The organism is Salmonella sp. 32031103-2018-00083-FB-01-SM-01 (assembly GCF_017571995.1).
GTDB lineage: Bacteria > Pseudomonadota > Gammaproteobacteria > Enterobacterales > Enterobacteriaceae > Salmonella > Salmonella enterica.
On sequence record NZ_JAGEQL010000003.1, the window covers coordinates 171738 to 187049 of the forward strand.

Annotated in this window: 15 protein-coding genes; 2 read left to right on the forward strand and 13 right to left on the reverse strand. The window is 43.8% G+C overall.

From position 1 onward, the window contains the following. Positions 1–162: 162 nt before the first annotated feature. The 5 genes from sdhB to J4614_RS10550 form a co-directional block, all read right to left on the reverse strand. Positions 163–879: a succinate dehydrogenase iron-sulfur subunit SdhB gene (gene sdhB, locus J4614_RS10530; protein WP_001537859.1), complete on the reverse strand. Its 717-nt coding sequence runs from the start codon at positions 877–879 to the stop codon at positions 163–165. Between the two features lie 16 nt (positions 880–895). Next, the gene (sdhA, locus tag J4614_RS10535; RefSeq protein WP_000775561.1) at positions 896–2662 is read right to left on the reverse strand and encodes a succinate dehydrogenase flavoprotein subunit; all 1767 of its coding nucleotides are present in this window, start codon (positions 2660–2662) and stop codon (positions 896–898) included. Then, positions 2662–3009, reverse strand: a complete 348-nt coding sequence (sdhD, locus tag J4614_RS10540) for a succinate dehydrogenase membrane anchor subunit (RefSeq protein ID WP_000254356.1) — start codon at positions 3007–3009, stop codon at positions 2662–2664. Before sdhD ends, sdhA begins: the two co-directional genes overlap by 1 nt. Beyond that, positions 3003–3407, reverse strand: a complete 405-nt coding sequence (gene sdhC, locus J4614_RS10545) for a succinate dehydrogenase cytochrome b556 subunit (RefSeq protein ID WP_000263340.1) — start codon at positions 3405–3407, stop codon at positions 3003–3005. Before sdhC ends, sdhD begins: the two co-directional genes overlap by 7 nt. A gap of 393 nt (positions 3408–3800) precedes the next feature. Continuing rightward, positions 3801–4046: a hypothetical protein gene (locus J4614_RS10550; protein WP_001539488.1), complete on the reverse strand. Its 246-nt coding sequence runs from the start codon at positions 4044–4046 to the stop codon at positions 3801–3803. Between the two features lie 100 nt (positions 4047–4146). Between J4614_RS10550 and J4614_RS10555 the strand changes: the two genes are divergently transcribed. Both J4614_RS10555 and J4614_RS10560 read left to right on the forward strand, forming a co-directional pair. Continuing rightward, a complete protein-coding gene (locus J4614_RS10555; protein ID WP_000785811.1) occupies positions 4147–5430 on the forward strand; it encodes a citrate synthase in 1284 nt (427 codons plus the stop codon). Positions 5431–5566: 136 nt separating this feature from the next. After that, positions 5567–6613, forward strand: coding sequence for an AbrB family transcriptional regulator (locus J4614_RS10560; RefSeq protein ID WP_001122054.1), 1047 nt, complete (start codon positions 5567–5569; stop codon positions 6611–6613). A 54-nt stretch (positions 6614–6667) separates the two neighbouring features. Here the strand turns inward: J4614_RS10560 and nei are convergent, their stop codons facing one another. From nei to J4614_RS10600, 8 genes are all read right to left on the reverse strand, one after another. Beyond that, complete coding sequence (nei, locus tag J4614_RS10565; protein WP_023262610.1) at positions 6668–7459, reverse strand: endonuclease VIII; 792 nt, start codon at positions 7457–7459, stop codon at positions 6668–6670. Positions 7460–7492: 33 nt separating this feature from the next. After that, positions 7493–7645 carry a hypothetical protein gene (locus J4614_RS10570; protein ID WP_001145918.1) on the reverse strand — a complete coding sequence of 51 codons (153 nt, stop codon included), beginning with the start codon at positions 7643–7645 and terminating at the stop codon, positions 7493–7495. 67 nt (positions 7646–7712) lie between these two features. Continuing rightward, complete coding sequence (locus J4614_RS10575; RefSeq protein ID WP_077914925.1) at positions 7713–9608, reverse strand: glycosyl transferase; 1896 nt, start codon at positions 9606–9608, stop codon at positions 7713–7715. A gap of 57 nt (positions 9609–9665) precedes the next feature. Next, a complete protein-coding gene (locus J4614_RS10580; RefSeq protein ID WP_131065482.1) occupies positions 9666–10499 on the reverse strand; it encodes a glycosyltransferase family A protein in 834 nt (277 codons plus the stop codon). A gap of 191 nt (positions 10500–10690) precedes the next feature. Then, complete coding sequence (locus J4614_RS10585) at positions 10691–12469, reverse strand: glycosyltransferase (protein ID WP_131065483.1); 1779 nt, start codon at positions 12467–12469, stop codon at positions 10691–10693. Positions 12470–12562: 93 nt separating this feature from the next. Further along, a complete protein-coding gene (locus J4614_RS10590) occupies positions 12563–13273 on the reverse strand; it encodes an ABC transporter ATP-binding protein (protein ID WP_000702849.1) in 711 nt (236 codons plus the stop codon). Between the two features lie 3 nt (positions 13274–13276). Continuing rightward, positions 13277–14047 carry an ABC transporter permease gene (locus tag J4614_RS10595; RefSeq protein WP_000998822.1) on the reverse strand — a complete coding sequence of 257 codons (771 nt, stop codon included), beginning with the start codon at positions 14045–14047 and terminating at the stop codon, positions 13277–13279. Positions 14048–14175: 128 nt separating this feature from the next. Beyond that, on the reverse strand, positions 14176–15309 hold the full coding sequence (locus J4614_RS10600) for a glycosyltransferase family 4 protein (RefSeq protein ID WP_001628634.1): 1134 nt from the start codon (positions 15307–15309) through the stop codon (positions 14176–14178). Positions 15310–15312: the final 3 nt, after the last annotated feature.

Sequence of the window (15312 nt, forward strand, 5' to 3'; positions counted from 1 at the left end):
GTCTCGCTCTGAACATCTCGATTATTACTAATCATATGGCAGTTTTTAGAGGTTTCCTGCACTTCTATTGCCCGATGGCGCCTGGCTTATCAGGCCTACAGAATACGTAACCCGTAGGCCGGATAAGACGGTACGTCGCCATCCGGCAACCACTACAACTACTTACGCACTACGCTGCAACAGCATCGACTTAATATGGCCGATAGCGCGCGTCGGGTTCAGTCCCTTAGGACATACACTGACGCAGTTCATAATGCTGTGACAGCGGAATACGCTGAATGCATCGCTCATCCCTTCCAGACGACTGTCGGTCTCGGTATCACGACTATCGATCAGGAATCGATACGCCGCGAGCAGCCCCGCCGGACCGATAAACTTATCCGGGTTCCACCAGAATGACGGGCAGGATGTTGAGCAACAGGCGCAAAGAATACATTCATACAGCCCATCGAGTTTTTCACGCTGCTCCGGCATCTGCAGATGCTCACGAGCCGGTGGATTTTGCCCATTATTCAATAAGTAAGGCTTAATCTTCTCATATTGTGCGTAGAATTGCCCCATGTCTACCACCAAATCGCGGATCACCGGCAAACCGGGTAGCGGGCGAATCACAATCTTCTTACCCGGCTGAGTCAGCGCCGAAATAGGGGTAATACAGGCCAGACCATTCTTACCGTTCATATTCAAACCATCAGAACCACACACGCCTTCGCGGCAGGAACGGCGGAAAGAAAGGCTTGGATCTTTTTCTTTAAGCTGGATTAACGCATCCAGCAGCATCATGTCACGCCCTTCTTCGCCTTCCAGGGTGTAGTCCTGCATACGCGGAGCGTTATCGACATCCGGGTTATAACGATAAATCGAAAATTCGAGTTTCATCATCCTGTCTCCGCAATTAATAAGTACGAATCTTCGGCGGGAACGCCGGACGCAGTTTCGGTTCCATATTGACGCTTCGGCGCGTCATGGATTCCGTTTGCGGTTGATACAGGGTATGACACAACCAGTTGGCATCATCACGCTCCGGGAAATCGAAGCGGCTATGCGCGCCGCGGCTTTCCGTCCGGAAGTTGGCTGATACGGCAGTGGCGTAGGCGGTTTCCATCAGGTTATCCAGCTCCAGACACTCAACACGCTGGGTATTAAACTCGCTGGACGTGTCATCCAGACGGGCGTTTTTCAGACGCTCGCGGATCACTTTCAACTGCTCAAGCCCTTTCGCCATCGCGTCGCCTTCACGGAATACGGAGAAGTTATGCTGCATACACTCCTGCAACGCTTTGCGGATAGCCACCGGATCTTCGCCATTGCGGTTATTGTTCCAGCGATTCAGGCGCTCCAGAGAACCTTCAACGTCAGACTCGCTGGCGTCGCGCAGCACGCCCTGCTCGGCGATGGATTCCTGTAAATGCAGCCCCGCCGCACGGCCAAAGACCACCAGATCCAGCAGTGAGTTACCGCCCAGACGGTTGGCGCCGTGAACCGATACACAGGCGATTTCGCCTACCGCAAACAGCCCCGGAATCACCACATCTTCGCCCTGCTCGTTCACGGTCAGCGCCTGACCGGTCACTTTAGTCGGAATACCGCCCATCATGTAGTGGCAGGTCGGGATAACCGGAATCGGCTCTTTCACCGGGTCAACGTGGGCGAATGTGCGGGACAGCTCCAGGATACCCGGCAGGCGAGATTCCAGCACCTCTTTACCCAGGTGATCCAGTTTCAGTTTAGCGTGCGGCCCCCACGGACCATCACAGCCGCGACCTTCACGGATTTCGATCATGATGGAACGCGCCACCACGTCACGACCCGCCAGGTCTTTGGCGTTCGGCGCATAACGCTCCATAAAGCGCTCGCCGTGTTTGTTCAGCAGGTAACCGCCTTCGCCGCGGCAGCCTTCTGTCACCAGCACGCCCGCCCCGGCGATACCGGTCGGGTGGAACTGCCACATTTCCATGTCCTGCACCGGGACACCGGCACGCAGCGCCATACCGACACCGTCACCGGTATTGATATGAGCGTTGGTGGTGGACTGGTAGATACGGCCTGCGCCGCCGGTCGCCAGCACCGTCGCGCGGGCTTTGAAGTACACCACTTCACCGGTTTCGATGCACAGTGCGGTACACCCCACCACCGCGCCATCCTGGTTTTTCACCAGATCCAGCGCATACCATTCGGAGAAAATCGTGGTGTGGTTTTTCAAATTCTGTTGATACAGCGTATGTAGCAAGGCGTGACCGGTACGGTCAGCCGCTGCCGCGGTACGTGCCGCCTGCTCGCCGCCAAAGTTTTTCGACTGGCCGCCGAACGGGCGCTGATAGATACGTCCATCATCAAGACGGGAGAACGGTAGCCCCATGTGCTCCAGTTCCAGAATCGCTTCCGGTCCGGTCTTACACATATATTCGATAGCATCCTGGTCACCAATGTAGTCCGACCCCTTAACGGTGTCGTACATGTGCCATTCCCAGTTATCTTCATGGGTATTGCCGAGCGCCACGGTGATACCGCCCTGCGCGGAAACGGTATGGGAACGGGTCGGGAAGACTTTCGAGAGCAGCGCACAGGTTTGGCCGCTTTGGGAAATTTGCAGCGCCGCGCGCATACCTGCGCCACCGGCACCAATCACAACAGCATCAAATTCTCTGACTGGCAGTTTCATTACACACCCCACACCACAACAAATCCATAGATGACGTAAACCACCAGCGCAACAACAATAACGAGTTGCAGTATCAGACGCACTGCCAGTGGTTTAACGTAGTCGGTTAACACCTGCCACATGCCGATCCAGGCATGAATCAAGATGGAAAAAAGCGCCAGCAGGGTGAAGACTTTGGTGAAGGCCGATGAGAAGAAACCGGTCCAGGCTTCAAAGGTCAGTTCGCCGCTCGTGGCGAAAAAACCCACCATGTAGATGATGTATAACGTCAGAACGATAGCGGTAGCACGGACCAGGATGAAGTCATGTACGCCATTGCGTCCTAATGCGGAGGCGTTGCTTACCATACGAGGACTCCTGCGAGAAGTGAAAGCACGACAGTGATAACAAAAGAGATTTTGGCAGAGCGTTGACCCGCTTCGAATGTTTCTTCCAGATAGCCAAAATCCATTAACATGTGACGAATTCCCACGATGACGTGATACGCCAGCGCGGTAAGGATGCCCCACATGATAAATTTAACGATGAAGCCGTCCATGATATCGGCGGCCTGCTGGAATCCTTCCGGAGAAGAGAGGCTGGTGCCCAGTAGCCACAGTAGTATGCCGACTGCGATGAAAGTAATCACACCGGATACGCGATGGAGAATGGACGCTATCGCTGTGATGGGGAACCGAATCGTTTGTAGATCCAGATTGACAGGTCTTTGTTTTTTCACATTTCTTATCATGAATAACGCCCACATGCTGTTCTTATTATTCCCTTAAGACTTCGGTTACAGTGGTGAATCTACCTGTAGCCAGAAAGACGACGGGATTTCCTTCCTCCGGTCTGCGTGCGGGTCAGACAGCGTCCTTTCTATAACTGCGCGTCATGTAAAACACTGCTTCCAGTAGCTAAAACGACACGTTACAACGCTGGGTGGCTCGGGATTGCAGGGTATTCCGGAGACCTGGCGGCAGTATAGGACGTTCACAAAATCATTACAATTAACCTACATATAGTTTGTCAGGTTTTATCCTGAACAGTGACACAGGTCACGATAACAACATTTTTTTAATTTTCAATCATCTGATTTGACAAACATTAAACAAAATTGTTACAAACAACACCAGAAAAAGCATATAATGCGTAAAAGTTATGGGGTCACTCTTTCACCTGTTAATAAGTTATGCAACAGTACAATGATATTGACCCATTCTTTCAGGACAGTTATTAGTGATAGACAGGTTACATTACTCGGATTGCTACGTTCCTGATTTGCTGCTAATTCGAAATTAATCAAGCCGTTACCTGCAAGCGCCCATTGCTCTGTACCCAGGTCATCCCCTCTTTCACAGAGCGGCGAGCCAAATAACAAACTGGTAACGGTTGATTGATGCATACACAGAATCTTCCCTGCACTAACGACAAGGAAGATGACGTGGAGAAGGCAAGTCTGAGTTCCGGCAGTCTTAAGCAATAAGGCGCTAAGGAGACCGTAAATGGCTGATACAAAGGCAAAAATCACCCTTACTGGTGACACTGCTATTGAACTGGATGTGCTAAAAGGTACACTCGGTCAAGATGTTATTGATATTCGTAGTCTCGGTTCAAAAGGAGTTTTTACTTTTGACCCTGGTTTCACCTCTACCGCATCCTGCGAATCTAAAATCACCTTCATCGACGGCGACGAAGGCATTTTGTTGCATCGCGGTTTCCCGATTGACCAGCTTGCTACCGATTCCAACTATCTGGAAGTCTGTTACATCCTGCTGTACGGCGAAAAACCGACGCAGGAAGAGTATGACGAGTTCAGAACGACAGTCACCCGCCATACGATGATCCATGAGCAAATCACTCGCCTGTTCCATGCTTTCCGTCGCGACTCACATCCGATGGCGGTAATGTGCGGGATCACTGGCGCGCTGGCGGCGTTCTACCACGACTCGCTGGATGTGAACAATCCGCGCCACCGTGAAATCGCGGCGTTCCGCCTGCTGTCCAAAATGCCGACCATGGCGGCGATGTGTTACAAATATTCCATCGGTCAGCCGTTTGTTTATCCGCGCAACGACCTTTCCTACGCCGGTAACTTCCTGAACATGATGTTCTCCACGCCGTGTGAAACCTATGAAGTGAATCCGGTACTGGAGCGCGCGATGGACCGTATTCTGATCCTGCACGCTGACCATGAGCAGAACGCCTCTACGTCAACGGTACGTACCGCAGGTTCAAGCGGCGCCAACCCGTTCGCCTGCATTGCCGCCGGGATCGCCTCCCTGTGGGGACCCGCGCACGGCGGCGCCAACGAAGCCGCGCTGAAAATGCTGGAAGAAATCAGCTCTGTTAAACACATTCCGGAATTTGTTCGCCGTGCGAAAGACAAGAATGATTCTTTCCGCCTGATGGGCTTCGGTCACCGTGTTTACAAAAACTACGATCCGCGCGCCACCGTGATGCGTGAAACCTGCCATGAAGTGCTGAAAGAGCTGGGCACCAAAGACGATCTGCTGGAAGTGGCGATGGAGCTTGAGCACATTGCGCTCAACGACCCGTACTTCATCGAGAAGAAACTGTACCCGAACGTAGACTTCTACTCCGGCATCATTCTGAAAGCGATGGGCATTCCGTCCTCCATGTTCACCGTGATCTTCGCCATGGCGCGTACCGTTGGCTGGATTGCACACTGGAATGAAATGCACACTGACGGCATGAAAATCGCCCGTCCTCGTCAGCTGTATACCGGCTACGATAAACGCGACTTTAAATCGGCGCTGAAGCGTTAATTGACAACCGGATGGCGACGCAACCCTCGCCATCCGTTACATTTTCCCTTTTTTCTTATCCTCATTATTTTATTCTTACCCCGTTACTCTCTATGATTAATTAAGGTTTCGCTAAATATCATTCAGGGAGCATGGAATGCCGATTCTGCAGTGGTTTTTGTTGTTCCTGTTATCGCTGCTCATTTCCCTTATTTTTCTCTATCTGCACCTTCCGGCGGCGATGCTGCTCGGTCCAATGATTGCGGGTATCGTGTTGAGTTTGCGAGGTAGTACGCTACAACTTCCGCGCGGTATTTTTCTCGCCGCGCAGGCGATTCTCGGCTGTATGATCGCCCAAAATCTAACCGGTTCGATATTGACCACCCTCGCCCTCTACTGGCCGGTCGTGCTTTTAGTGTTGCTGGTGACGCTGCTTTCCAGCGCGATAGTCGGCTGGCTGCTGGTACGCTACAGCTCGCTGCCCGGCAACACCGGCGCATGGGGGTCATCGCCGGGCGGCGCAGCGGCAATGGTAGCGATGGCGCAAGATTACGGGGCGGATATCCGCCTGGTGGCGTTTATGCAGTATCTACGGGTACTGTTTGTGGCTGGCGCGGCGGTGCTGGTGACACGCCTGATACTCGGCGACAGCGCGGCAGCGGTCAGCCAACAGGTGATCTGGTTTCCGCCGCTTAGCGGTAATTTATTGACGACGCTGCTATTAGCGATCGTGGCGGGCATTGCCGGTCGCCTGATGCGTATCCCTTCCGGCACGATGCTGCTCCCCATGTTGGCAGGCGCGCTTCTCCATTCGCAAGGCATCATTGAGATTGAATTACCCGAATGGCTGCTGGCCGTGGCGTATATGGCGATAGGCTGGCGTATTGGGCTGGGTTTTGACAGACAGGTGTTTTTTATGGCGCTGCGGCCATTGCCGCAAATCTTATTGTCAATTTTCGCGCTGATGGCGATTTGCGCCGCGATGGCGTGGGGAATGGCTTACTACATGCAGATTGATTTTATGACGGCTTATCTCGCCACCAGTCCCGGGGGTCTGGATACGGTTGCCGCGATCGCGGCAGGAAGCAGTGCCGATATGGCGCTCATCATGGCAATGCAAACCCTACGGCTGTTCAGCATTCTGTTAACTGGGCCAGCAGTGGCCCGTTTTATATCAACCTATGCGCCCAGACAACCTTTGTAGGACTGATAAGCGTCGCGCCATCAGGCAATAGCCGCTCGCCGATGGCGGTTCCGGCTATTTCTGGCAATGCGGGCACCAGTAAAACGGGCGTGAGGAAAGTGTTGTTTTTTCAATAATGCCGCCGCACCGCTCGCACGCTTCGCCGTCACGGTGGAAAACCTTAAAGCGAAACAGTGCGCCATGATGCTTGTTTTCATCCGCCTGACCGCGAGTAGTGTAGGAAAGGCGCGGAATATCCAACAGCGCGTGAGAAAGCGCATTCAGTTGCGCCTCGTTGAGATCTTTCGCTTTATGCTGTCCGGTTAACCCTACCTGCCAGAGGATTTCAACGCGAAGATAATTCCCCAATCCCGCCAGAAAGGCCTGATCCAGCAACAGCCCGGAAAATTGTCGGTTGCGAAAACGCGGCGACAGCAATCGAGCTTTAACCTCTTCCGGAGTGAGACGCACGTCCAGCACATCCGGGCCGACTCGCTGTAAAAAAGGGTGCGTCGTGAGCTGGTCTGCTGTCAGCATTTCGATATCAGACGCGCTATAAAGCAGAATAGTTTTATCCGCCGTTTGTAGCCTGACGCGCAATATACGCGTGGTCTGCGGTATTTCACCAGTATCGATCACCCGCCATACGCCATAGAGTTGGTTGTGGCTGTAGAGCGTCAGGCCATTTGAAAAGTGGGTCAATAACGCTTTTCCCCGCGTCTCTATCCGGGTAACAAGTTGACCGGTAAGCTGCGATTCATACGGTTTTAACTGTGCAAAGGCAAACCAGACATCGGTTAAAGGTTTGCCTTTGATTGCCGCCTCCAGATTATCCGCCGCACGACGAATTTCCGGGCCTTCAGGCATGATAATATCCTTTGTTAACAGTTGATTAATGGACTACACCGCCTCTGACTGTCTGGAATGCACATCGAACGCCATAATGAACATCCACAGCGGATGGACAAACAAGCGGTGGTATCCAGTGATAATAACATTATCGCAGCACGAGACCACTTCCCCGTCAGGGTTAACGTGATCGCGCCAGGGCATAATCGACTCAGCCCTTGTCGGGCAAGCGCCCAATAATGATTGTCTGCCTACCGGAATTAAATGACGCTTAGTTATATTTTGCCCAAAATTTTTTTCTGTTGATCCTTTTAAAGCCTTCTTTCCAATAACTGGCATTCAACTCTTTGATATACTTTTCTCCGGGAAAAAGTTTATCCTTTAAAGGCAGTTTTTTGGCTAGCACGATTCTTTCTGCGTTAGATCCCGCGGACTCTGAATGTGTGAGGGAAGATAAGGCGTCCAGTTGAGCGCTTGAGGGTCTGGCTATCAATTCAAAAAAAGGTTCTGACAATACAACACTACTAAGTGCTGCATAATTTTCTTTTTGTATGAGCGGTTTGATGTACTCAAAAAAAGAAATAATCCCTGATTGCAATCTTGCCGCTTTTTTTAAATACTCAATTTCAGAACCACTGCTATCTTCACGTACAGGAATTATTCCATTATTCGTTTTTTTATAACCAATTGTTGACCCGGTATTGTCAGCCATAGCGAACTCCATTATTTCCACCCCTCCTGATAAGAAAAGATCACATTTATCGTGGGGATGGCCATAGTTGGTTAGCCAACCAAACATCTTATTATAAATAGATCGGTTATCATTGGCGCCAGCAAAAGTTGCCAAATAAAACCCATGTATTTGTTTTTCTGCCCATTGCGCACCTAAAGAACGAGCAAATACTGATTGAATATTACCCATCCATCCTACATCGATAAGTGCTATATTTTTATAACCTTCACAGGCCGTCTTAAAGTAATCAGCGTAAACTTCCCTGTGCTGAGTATTTTTTAATAAAATATATGGAAATAATTTATTTATAAGCCAGTGAACCTTATGTTCCTCTCCTGAAACAGGAATATATTCCTCGTCAGGAAAGCCAACATGATGTATATCTGAAATATGCTCACTCGCATCTAACCCCGCGATAGCAAGTATCTTTTTAATACTTTTCTTATTCTTACCACCAAAAAGATGCCAAATCCTGTGCATCGGCCAATCAGTCATCCCCACCATATAAGCTGATGCGCGGGATATATATAAATATTCACATTTTACATGTTCTTCTGAAAAGTATTCATTATAAATTTTATAGATTAAGTGAGCATCGCGTGCTAAAAAAAGCGCTTTATCAATTTTATGAATCTTTAACTGATTCGCTAACCAGGATACATAACCTAATAATAACGGACCAAATACTTTAAATCCTATCTCATTTAAAGGATCATTTTGATGGAAAGCAGAAACTTGTTTAAGTAATAAAGTCTTACAAATAGATTCACCAATAATATCTTTAGTTTTCCAATGATTAGATACCCCATGATTATACTCTGACCAATCAGCATGGAGAGTATTTATGCCGAGTTTTTTAGCATTCAGAATATCAGCATGAACATTGTCGCCAACATGCATCCATGATGCAATATCTACATTTTCATTTTTCTTGACTATTGAAAATAATTTACCACTATTTTTAGAGTACCGCTCTTCGCCAGATGAATAAACTGGAATGTTACTGATATCATAGCCACATGATGTTAACAACTCCTTTAATATTGCTGATGGAAGGTACATATCACTAATTAAAATGACTTTGCAACCATCACTAATAGCCTTTTCAAACAAACAGCTTCCACGCGCATTTTTATATAAAACAATCTTCTCCATTTGTATTTCCAGATCGATTATCTTTTTTACTGTCGCTGGTGAAAGCTGCGGATGCTTTTTTAAAACTTCATCGTATATTTCAGATATAAGTATTTCCGGCTCGCCGCCAAAACGCCTGACCCTATTCTCTCTGGCACTTACTTCCGCCTGAACTCTTATCTCTGGGAAATTATCAATAATACCAATCTCGTACGCTGATATAAAAAATTTCTCAGTTGCTAAAGTTGATTGCATTAATGAAAACAAATCTCTGGGACGGTAAATCCTCCGGCTAACCAATGTATCAAAGATATCAAAGCTTACGGTCTTGTATTTTTTAAAGTTCATATCCATATTTTATTTAATCTTATTTTCAATATAAGAAATTTTATGAAAAAAACTATTGTTAGCAATATTTGAAAGTAACACATTGAGTAATGATGAGTCATCAATACTTCTCATCATTTTATTTTCTGCAATTTTGCATTCTATATCAAATAACTCATTGTTAATTACGGTATAATTGCCAAATTCAAAGTCATCATTTTCTCTGAAATGATAAAATGCCAGTGCTTCAGGTAAGATCCAAACATCATTTTCTGCCAGGTAATGAATAAAAAAAGGCCAGAAAAATGCAGGAGAGGATAATTTATGACTTTCAATCACATCGATAACAGAATTTTTATCGAATAAACACGAGGACAGTGGAATAGAATTCCTGTAATAAATAACATCAAAACTAACAGGGCCAGCATTTAAATAGTGGTTCCATGGTTGCGTTGAATTTATAATTATTCTATTATTTTCCGCAATCTCAGCAACTTTATTTGTATGGCATGCTATTGCATTTACAGATGAATACGTTGACTGTATATTCGCCAAAACACTGAGTAGCCTTGACACATATTCAGGGGCCCAGGAGTCGTCATCATCCATAAAGCATAAATAATTAGATTCAGACATCTTAATAGCATTAAAGATACAGCTTTCGTCGTAGATAACACTATATATATTTGACAGTTCTTTCAGATAAAAATCATCCACATTGTGACATTTCAATTCTTCCCCCATGCAGAAAATGATGATATTTATTTTTTTGAACGTCTGGTCATTAATGGATTGCAAGGCCCGCATTAATAGCCGAGTACGCCCAGGTTTATGTCGGACAATAACTAAAAGACTCTTTTCCATATTCTGATTTCGCGTTTTACGGTATATATAAAATTAACACCCTATGAATGAATGCTGACATTGGGTAAGGATTATAATATTTTATTAGACTGACACCAGATAAGGTGTAGCAACAGAACCATACCTAAGATTATCATAGTCATATAATTAAAAAATCGGTATAATTCTCATCAACACCACTTACATCATGTTTAATATTTATCTTCAGATTTTTTATTGAATTTTTTATACCAAAAGAGCTTTGAGGTAAGATAGGGCAAACTATTTTTCATTTCTTTTTTTGCAGATTTAAACCGATAAAAATTTTTGACTGCCGTAAACAAACCATTAATAATAACTTTAAAAAACTCCATTTTTGAGTGGGTAAGTTTTAATAATTTACCATTTTCTATATTTAAATGATAGATAGTAATTCTCCGGAATGAAAACTTAGTAGGGTGATAATGACGATAATCAACCACGATTGGTTTTTTAATTAAAAAGAAAGCTGGAATTAAGTGTCCATTAAGGGTTATGCATCTAAAAAATTTGTAGATGGCTTTTTCTTTACCAGAACATGGGTAATCAACACAACCATTAACAATATCAATACCTTCTACATTGAATTTTTCATTATGAGTTATTGCATTAATTCTTTTTCTTATCTCCAGAAGATCTACATTATCTTCCCAAAACTCCCGCCCAGAAAGACAATCGTTATATGACATAATCATTGCTCTGGCAAGTTCATAGCGGCATGAAAAACTCGCAAGAAAGACTTCCCGCACAAAGAAAACACTTAACAGTAGTGCAGCAAACTTTCTTTTACTAATTAATGCAGGTACAGCAACAGTCCTGAAGTTCAAATAGCTATTTAGAACCGATATTTTTCTTTCAAAATCCATTTGCCACGAAGCCACACCATTAAGTGTGACAATATTATGTTTTTTATGCATATATCCAAATAGCAGGTCATCACCACGAACAAAGAAAGGAAATGAGTAATATTCAATAGCGTTAATATTAAAGGCAAAAAACCACCATCCACCGTAGCCTATTTTTCTTTCATTATCAAAAGTATCTAAAGAATCTATTTCCCGAGCATCCAGATAATGTTTATCCGGGTAATGTAAAAAATCTCTATGCCATATGGCACCAGATTCATGTATGATTGCCGGGTTATCCTCAAAAAGCATACAGCCAGTAACAACTGTATTTTTGTCTTTAGCCATCAGTAAAAAAGCATGAGTTCGACAAATCGATTCAATTTCACATGAGCCGTCGTCATCCATAAATATGACATGTTTGACATCGTTGATTTTCCCTGCCTCTATCAAACCTCTCATAAACCCGCCTGATCCACCGAGGTTTTCATTATTGATAACCATAATGCCGTTTCCTGACGGGTGATTAATCGCCTCGCCATTATTAATGACAATCAATTTAAAACGATCTTTAAATTCGCTCTGGGTTAAGAGTGTTTTATTAATTCTATTGATTGTTTTAGTAACAGCTTCTTTTCTATTATAAGTTGTTATAACTAAAGCCATAGATGATTTACTAACATGATCTTTGGTCAGAAATTCAAATCCATTTAAAACAGAGTCTTCGTCTGATTGCCACTCCACATAGATATATCCGAAATTTATTTTTGATATATCAATCTCAATCTCATCACTAATATTGCATGACGATTTAAAATCAATTTGCTTTAATACTCTAATGACACCATTCTCTTTGTGCCTTACGTTTATAGTTCCGCGACCAATTATATTAACCCGCAAAAAAAGTGATGTTAAGGTTGTATATTTTTTCCATTTCTTAATTGAGAATGCATTAAAAAAAGTATCAAAATATGCAACCTTATGACGCGGAACAAGTAAGTTACGTGAGGTATAGTTATACTTCCCGCCCTGAGTTCTGAAATAAAGCTGCTCTTCCGTGCATAGATCAATGTTTGGTAAAATTACTTTTTGAAGTAAAAAATACATAACGAACCTATAAATTTATATTATCTGGGGTAACGCTATTATAAAATAGTAAATTACTCACCGCGTAGTGATATAAATACTGCAATAAGAATATTAAAATCCGCCTTTGCTAACTATCTCACCGTGCTCAAGCCTGATGAACTTATTACATACAGATTTAGCCAGTTCATCATCGTGAGTGGCCATTACCATAATGCCCGCTTTAGAGATAAAGCTATTTAATCTCATCTCTGCTTTTCTTTTAAAATCACTATCACCCACGCTCATCCATTCATCCATCAGTAAAATTTCAGGATTAATTGCAGTAGAAATAGAAAAACCAAGCCTCAGAACCATACCACTAGAATACGTTCTAACGGGGATTTTAATAAAATCACCTAACTCGCTGAACTCGATGACATCTTCTGTAATATTTTTTATTTCATTTTTTGACAGACCGAGAAATAGTCCCCTCAGTTTTATATTTTCCAGGCCTGTAAGCTCACCATCCATTCCCATCATGGGATCAATGAGGCTGGTGACTCGACCGATACATTCATACTTCCCTGAAGTTGGTTTATAGGCCCCTGCAAGTACTCTCAGAAGAGTGGTTTTGCCCGAACCATTGTGTCCGATAAGCGCAAGACGGTTACCTTCGGTAAGCGTAAAATCAATTTTTTTTAATGCCTCTACTTCAATAATCCCGGTATTCGATGAGCCAATTCGTCCACCTGAAGCAGCCTGTAGAAAAGTTTTTTTAAATGAACGGTGGCTGGAGTTAAATATAGGGAGTATTACGCCAACGTTTTTGCAAGAGATTTTCATTAATTATAACCAGTATACGATTCTTGAGCGATATTTAGTCAACACTAAGGTTGAGACCATCAACATAATAATAGAGGTTATTATTGTGTAAAACCATATAGTTACATCTGGTACAGTTCCCATTAATGGTTTCCTGAGCATCTCCATAAAGTAATAAAAAATATTATAATCAACAAATTCCTTTCTTCCCTTTGGTAATTGTTCCGATGTCCAAATGATGGGAGTTATAAAAAAACACAACGTTACCACACTTTGAACAACCGGTCCCATATCACGATATCTTGTGCAAAAAATGGCGAGAATCATACCTGTAGAAATTAATGAGATGGATGTTATTATAATTGCAGGTATAAAAAGGAGAATATCAAGATTTACCGATGTATTGGTAAAAAAAATCACGAAAGGTATAATGATAAAATTATGCAACATAATCATAAACTGCCGATAGAAAACACGTAATATATATAAATATAGCGGAAGATCAGATTGTTTAATAATTGATGCGGACTCATTAAATATTCCGCATGACTCATTAATAGTTGCTGATAGAAAGGCCCAAAAGATCATACCTAAAGTAAGATGCATGATAAAATTTTCGGAACCAGAACTGAACAGCGAACCGTAAAGAGGTCCCATTGCTGATATGGTGACCCCCATCGAAATCGTTATCCAAAAAGGCCCTAACACCGATCGCCGGTATCGTCCCAGGACATCATTCCAACCTAGCGAAATCCAAAGTTGGTGCCTGGCCAGAGCTTCTTTCAAATCATTCATTGTTTCCGTGTCACCTTTACCTGAAGAACTTATTCTTTAACGATATGAAAATATAACTTATTTATTTTCTATAATATTTACATACTATTTATCTAAACACTGACCTACTTCATAAGCACTTTATGGTGTTAGCAACCAATAGTGTCTTTATAAATTTGCAATGTCTTATTAATGACTAATATGCTGGAAAACAATTCCTTTACACGTTTTCTTCCATTCGCCCCCATCTCTAAGCGAATCTGTGGATTTTTTAACAAATACTCTAATTCTACCGCTAACTCCTGAGCTGAATTACTTTTCACGATCAACCCATTATAGTTATGAATAATTAAGCTATCACATCCGCCGGTATCATAAGCAATACATGCACGTCCTACAGATGATGCCTCTAATAAAAGCCGTGGTACTCCTTCCGGATAAATAGATGGTAATGCAACGATATTCGATTTCTGAATAAGCTCATATACATTCGAAGAGCGTCCCAGCCAGTTAATTAGTCCTTCATTATGCCAGTGATGAATGAGCTCCAAAGGGATAGCATCTTTATCGTCCTCGGCCAATATACCTGCAACATTTAAAACAAAATGAATATTTTTTTGTCTGAGGATCTTTTTTGCTTCAATGAGATCGCCAAGACCTTTACTCCATAACATTCGGCTTGCAAAAAGGACTATCGGTATCTCATGTTTTTTCTCTATAGAGAATTTATAAATATCCGGGTTAATTCCAGCACCTTCGATAATGATAGTTTTATGATAATCAATACCTACTAAACGCGATATTTTTCGTCGATCTTTATCATGTTCAAAAATAAAAACACCACGCTTATTACCGGCAATATATTTGTAAACCAAAACGGTTAACGCACGCAATATTCTCATTGGCACGGTATTATATAAAAAGATTCGACCAAGTCCGACAAAGCTGATAACAACTGGACTATTACTTCTCCTGGCGCTAACCCCACCAATCAGGCAAGGTTTGAGCGTAATACAATGCAATAAGTCAGGATTAATCTCTTTAATAATTTTCCGAGCGTTAAGGAATGCTCTAAAAAAAACAAACATATTAAATGACTGAGCAACAAGAGACACATTGTGACAAATAAAACCAAGCGTTTTGAATTTTTTTATAATCTCTTCACCAATAAAATGACTTATGATATGAATTTCATAACCCGCATCCCTTGCCGCTATCGCACGTTCTGTCCAATGTAAATCAAAGTACCAGTCTGAATTTACAAAATAACATAACCTTTTCATCTC

Coding starts and splice junctions, on each gene's coding strand:
- sdhB (WP_001537859.1), bottom strand. CDS start 879: ATGAAACTCGAATTTTCGATTTATCGTTATAACCCGGATGTCGATAAC.
- sdhA (WP_000775561.1), bottom strand. CDS start 2,662: ATGAAACTGCCAGTCAGAGAATTTGATGCTGTTGTGATTGGTGCCGGT.
- sdhD (WP_000254356.1), bottom strand. CDS start 3,009: ATGGTAAGCAACGCCTCCGCATTAGGACGCAATGGCGTACATGACTTC.
- sdhC (WP_000263340.1), bottom strand. CDS start 3,407: ATGTGGGCGTTATTCATGATAAGAAATGTGAAAAAACAAAGACCTGTC.
- J4614_RS10550 (WP_001539488.1), bottom strand. CDS start 4,046: ATGCATCAATCAACCGTTACCAGTTTGTTATTTGGCTCGCCGCTCTGT.
- J4614_RS10555 (WP_000785811.1), top strand. CDS start 4,147: ATGGCTGATACAAAGGCAAAAATCACCCTTACTGGTGACACTGCTATT.
- J4614_RS10560 (WP_001122054.1), top strand. CDS start 5,567: ATGCCGATTCTGCAGTGGTTTTTGTTGTTCCTGTTATCGCTGCTCATT.
- nei (WP_023262610.1), bottom strand. CDS start 7,459: ATGCCTGAAGGCCCGGAAATTCGTCGTGCGGCGGATAATCTGGAGGCG.
- J4614_RS10570 (WP_001145918.1), bottom strand. CDS start 7,645: ATGCCCTGGCGCGATCACGTTAACCCTGACGGGGAAGTGGTCTCGTGC.
- J4614_RS10580 (WP_131065482.1), bottom strand. CDS start 10,499: ATGGAAAAGAGTCTTTTAGTTATTGTCCGACATAAACCTGGGCGTACT.
- J4614_RS10585 (WP_131065483.1), bottom strand. CDS start 12,469: ATGTATTTTTTACTTCAAAAAGTAATTTTACCAAACATTGATCTATGC.
- J4614_RS10590 (WP_000702849.1), bottom strand. CDS start 13,273: ATGAAAATCTCTTGCAAAAACGTTGGCGTAATACTCCCTATATTTAAC.
- J4614_RS10595 (WP_000998822.1), bottom strand. CDS start 14,047: ATGAATGATTTGAAAGAAGCTCTGGCCAGGCACCAACTTTGGATTTCG.
- J4614_RS10600 (WP_001628634.1), bottom strand. CDS start 15,309: ATGAAAAGGTTATGTTATTTTGTAAATTCAGACTGGTACTTTGATTTA.